The sequence below is a fragment of the Streptomyces sparsus genome, assembly GCF_054776295.1.
This window is the reverse complement of record NZ_BAAHCA010000371.1, coordinates 1-4,550: the sequence shown is the minus strand read 5'-3', so window position 1 is coordinate 4,550 and position 4,550 is coordinate 1. Positions and strand designations below refer to the sequence as shown.

The window sequence follows — 4,550 nt, the reverse complement described above, 5'->3', positions numbered from 1 at the left end:
GGTGGCGGGTCAGCCGCCGAGGGCGCGGTGGCGCTCGGCCAGGCGGGCGGCGCCGGCCTCGGTGAGCGAACCGAACAGCCGCAGGCGGGAGATGCCGCCGTCGGGAAAGATGTCGAGCCGCACCTGGCTGACGGCCGGAGCGTCGTCCAGCAGGAAGCGGTGCACGGTGTCGGGCTGGAGCCGGGTCCGCGGCAGCAGTTCCGTCCACGGCTCGTCCTCGCCGTTCCGGCCGACCAGCGCCGCCCAGCCGGCCGCGTTGCCCTTCAGGTAGGCGGTGTCGATCTCGACGGCCCGGACGCGGGACTGCTCGACCAGCGCGTAGCGGATCCAGTCGTTGCCCTGGTCGCGGCGCCGGCGGGTCTCCCAGCCGTCGTCCATCTTCTGCGAGCGGCCCGGCTGGATGGTGTGCACGGCCGGTGAGTAGAAGCGGTCGGACGCGTCCTCGACGGCTCCGCCGTTCTCCAGCGCGACCACGTCGAAGGTGCCCAGCGCGGCCAGCCACGCCGGGTCGGGCACCACCTCTCCGTGCACCCGCAGCCGGGCGATGCCGCCGTCGGGGTGCTGGTTGACGCGCAGGTGCGTGAAACGCCGTTCCGTCTCCACGGCGAAGGCGTTGGCGGCGTGGCCGCCGACCGGGGTCCGCGGGACCAGCACCGTCCACTCGCGGTCGTCCGCGAGCAGTTCCTCGGGGGACGCCGACACCGGCGCCGAGGTCGCCTCGATCGACACCGCCTGCGGGTGGTTGCCGCGGAAGTGAGCGGTGTCGACGACGATGCCGCGGATGACGCCGGGCGCGCCCAGCCGGACGAGCGCCCAGTCGTGGTCGGCGTCGGTGGGATGCGGCCGGTCGGCGTCCGTGCCGCGTCGCCGGCGGGTCTCCCAGCCGTCCATCACCTTGCCCTTGTGCCCGAAGTGCTCCGGGTCGAACACGGCGGCGCCGGGCCGCAGCAGGTTCTCCCGGTGGGCGAAGAACTCGTCGTTGGCGGCGACGACGGCGGCGCCGAGGCGCCGGTCGGCGAGGTCGACCAGGTGGCTGAACGGGAAGTCGGCCGTGCGGTAGTCCGCGTACGGGTCACCCCCGCCGTAGGGCCGGGCGTCGCCGGTGAAGCTGGGCAGTCCGGTGCTGGCCGCCGTCATGCGGTGGTCCTCTCGATGAGTCGGCCGTCCCTGCGCAGGGTGCGGCCGTGGTCGGTGATCTGGTGGCCCCGCAGCCAGCTGGAGCGGACGACGCCGTGCAGGGTCCGGCCGGCGTAGGCGGTGACCTGGTTGCGGTGGTGCAGTTCGGCCGGGTCGACGGTGAAGGCCAACTCGGGGGCGAGCACGGCGAAGTCCGCGTCCCGGCCCGGCGCGATGGCGCCCTTGCGGCTCAGGCCGGCGAGCGCGGCCGGCGCGGTGGACATCCAGCGGGCGACGTCGTCGAGACCGTGCCCACGCCGCCGGGCCTCCGTCCACACGGCGGGCAGGCCCAGTTGCAGTGAGGAGATACCACCCCAGGCCCGGCCGAAGTCGTCGACCTTGAGGTCGGGGGTGCACGGTGAGTGGTCGGAGACCACGCAGTCGATGGTGCCGTCCGCCAGCGCCTGCCACAGGGTGTCCCGGTTGGCCTGCTCCCTGATGGGCGGGCAGCACTTGAACTCGGTCGCGCCGTCCGGCACTTCCTCGGCGGAGAGGGTGAGGAAGTGCGGGCACGTCTCCACCGACACGGCCACACCGTCGGCCTTGGCGGCGGCGATCAGCGGCAGCGCGTCGCAGGACGACAGGTGCAGGACGTGCACCCGGGCGTCGAGACGCCGGGCCCGGTCGATCAGCAGGGCGATGGCCTCGTTCTCCGCGGCGCGGGGCCGGGAGGCGAGGAAGTCGGCGTACCGCGGGCCGGTCACCGGCGGGGCCGACTCCAGCCGCCCCGGGTCCTCGGCGTGCACGATCAGCAGGCCGCCGAAGCCGGCGATCTCCCGCATCGCCGCGGTCAGTTGTGCCGCGTCCAGCTGCGGGAACTCCTCGACGCCGGACGGCGAGAGAAAGCACTTGAAGCCGAACACTCCCGCCTCGTGCAGGGCTTCCAACCCACCGAGGCTGTCCGGCACGGCACCGCCCCAGAAGCCGGTGTCGACGTGCGCCTTGGCGCGGGCGACGGCGCGCTTGGTCTCCAGGTGGGCGACCGTGGTGGTGGGCGGCAGGCTGTTCAGCGGCATGTCCAGCAGCGTCGTGATCCCACCGGCCGCGGCTGCCTGCGTCGCCGTCCAGAAGCCCTCCCACTCGGTGCGTCCGGGGTCGTTGACGTGGACGTGGGTGTCGACCAGGCCGGGCAGCAGCGCGTCGTCCCCCACGTCGACCAGCCGGGCCCCCGGCGGCACGGCCGCGTCGTGCGGCTGGACGGCCGCGACGGATCCGCCCGCCACGGCCACGGAGGCCGGGCGCACCCCGTCGGGTGTGACCACCCGGGTGGAGCGGCGCAGCAGTTCGACGGCCGACTCGGTGGAGTCGTGCTGTGACAACCGATTCTCCTCTTCCCCTGTGCGACCCCCACCTGTGCCGGATGCGGTGAGGATTCCGCAGTGCGGAATTCAACGTTCTGTTGAATGAGTCTTCCCGTGACCGCACGTGCCGTCAAGGTCTGACGGTTGCTCGCAGCGCCGCCGCGCCACACCTTGTGCGATTCCACCAAACGGAAAGCGGTTCTCGCATCCCGGCATGTACCTTTCCCTGAGTCCGCGCCGTCGAGCCGTACGGCCACCCCGGGCCGCCGGCCGGGCCCGCGCCCCGAAGGGTCCGGCCGGCCCCGCACCGGAGGGGCCTGACCGGCCACGATCCACAGCCCTCAGCCGTTCCCACCGGGGCCGGGACCGGTAGCATGCGCCCCATCCGCCCGAAAGGAACCGCGACGTGCCGTCGTCCGAGCCCAAGAGCACCTCACCCCCCGCCGCGTCCGGGGGCGTCCAGTCCCTCGAGCGGGCCTTCGACCTGCTGGAGCGGATGGCGGACGCCGGCGGCGAGGTGGGACTGAGTGAACTCTCCGGCAGCAGCGGCCTGCCCCTGCCCACCATCCACAGGCTGATGCGCACCCTCGTGGCCTGCGGGTACGTCCGGCAGCAGCCCAACCGGCGCTACGCGCTCGGCCCGAGGCTGATCCGCCTCGGCGAGAGCGCCTCCCGACTGCTCGGCACCTGGGCGCGCCCCTATCTCGCCCGGCTCGTCGAGGAGACGGGCGAGACGGCCAACATGGCGCTGCTCGACGGCGACGAGGTCGTGTACGTCGCCCAGGTCCCGTCCCGGCACTCGATGCGGATGTTCACCGAGGTGGGCCGCCGCGTGCTGCCGCACTCCACCGGCGTCGGCAAGGCCCTGCTGGCCCACCACCCGGCGGAGGAGGTACGGGCCCTGCTCGCCCGCACCGGCATGCCGGCCGCCACCGACCGCACCATCGGGACGGCCGACGCCTTCCTGGAGGCGCTGGAGACCACCCGCGAGCGCGGCTTCGCCCTGGACGACAACGAGCAGGAGGTCGGGGTGCGCTGCATCGCCGTCTCCGTGCCCAACTCCCCCACCGCGGCGGCCATCTCCATCTCCGGGCCGGCCGGGCGGGTGACGGACACCGCCACCGAGAAAATCGTGCCGCTGCTCCAGGAGGTGGCGCTCGACCTGTCCACCGCGCTCGCGAACCCGGCCCAGGCGAACGGCAACGGAGCCTGAGCCCGAGCGACCAAGACGGGCGGGGCAGGGCGTCCGGCGGCTGTTCCGACACGGCGGGGCGTGCCGTGGGGGCGGTCGAGCACGGCACCCGGCGGCCACGCGACGTACCGCGGACGGCCGCGAGGGGTCAGCGGCGGATCTGCGGCACCCCGAACAGGCCGACCGCGGTGCGGACTTCGGACAGCGGTGCGGCCAACGCGCTGATCGAGCCGAGTGCTCCGACCAGGAGCAGCAGGGAACTGCGCAGCCGCGGGGGATCGCAGTCGCCGGCCGCTGCCAGCACGGCCAGCCCCGCCAGTTCCTCGTCGGCTATCTGCCGGTCCGGTAGGTCGGGAGGGTACGCGGCCAGCGCCCGGCGCAGGCCGACCACCGCGGCCCGCAGCTCCTCCACCCGCGGATCTGCCGCCGACTCCACGGCGAGCGGGCGCCTCTGAGGCACCACGGCTCGTTCACTGCGTTCGCGTCGCACTGCGGTACTCCCCCACACAGAAGCTTCCCGTCTGACGGCTGTCATCGCCCCGTGCGTATCCCTCGTCCCAGCTCCCCCGCACTGGTCAGGCGCGAGGGTCTGGACAGTAAACGACACGCTCCGCTGCCCGCGCTACACGGAGGGCGAATTTCGGCTCGCCGACTCCCGACCGGACGCCCGACGTTCGACCGGTCGGACAGGATCGGTGCCGGGCCGCCCTGGCAGTGAGGCCGTAGGCTCGCGGCATGGCGTCTCCACCGGCTCGTGTTCCGCCCGTCGCCGGCCTGCTTCTCGCAGCCGGCGGCGGCCGACGGCTCGGTGGCCGACCGAAGGCCCTGCTCGGCCACCACGGGCGCCCGCTGGTCGAGCACGCCGCGCGAGCGCTTCGTGA

At 73.7% G+C, this 4,550-nt stretch carries 5 protein-coding genes; 2 read left to right on the top strand and 3 right to left on the bottom strand.

Annotated elements, in window-relative coordinates:
- Positions 1-9: 9 nt before the first annotated feature.
- Complete coding sequence (gene alc / locus ACYVE9_RS16575) at positions 10-1,137, bottom strand: allantoicase (RefSeq protein ID WP_461028636.1); 1,128 nt, start codon at positions 1,135-1,137, stop codon at positions 10-12.
- A complete protein-coding gene (allB, locus tag ACYVE9_RS16570; RefSeq protein ID WP_461028635.1) occupies positions 1,134-2,495 on the bottom strand; it encodes an allantoinase AllB in 1,362 nt (453 codons plus the stop codon). The genes alc and allB overlap by 4 nt, the downstream gene beginning before the upstream one ends.
- Positions 2,496-2,883: 388 nt before the next feature.
- Here allB and ACYVE9_RS16565 point away from each other — a divergent pair, with 388 nt between their 5' ends.
- Positions 2,884-3,690 (top strand): IclR family transcriptional regulator, encoded by an 807-nt coding sequence (locus ACYVE9_RS16565; RefSeq protein WP_461028634.1) that lies wholly within the window; start codon positions 2,884-2,886, stop codon positions 3,688-3,690.
- 127 nt (positions 3,691-3,817) lie between these two features.
- Here ACYVE9_RS16565 and ACYVE9_RS16560 read toward each other — a convergent pair whose 3' ends face one another.
- Positions 3,818-4,129: a DUF5955 family protein gene (locus ACYVE9_RS16560; protein WP_461028633.1), complete on the bottom strand. Its 312-nt coding sequence runs from the start codon at positions 4,127-4,129 to the stop codon at positions 3,818-3,820.
- Between the two features lie 275 nt (positions 4,130-4,404).
- On the opposite strand from ACYVE9_RS16560, the gene ACYVE9_RS16555 reads away from it, so the two are divergent.
- Positions 4,405-4,550, top strand: a 146-nt coding sequence (locus tag ACYVE9_RS16555; RefSeq protein WP_461028637.1) for an NTP transferase domain-containing protein, incomplete at its 3' end; no start/stop codon positions are given.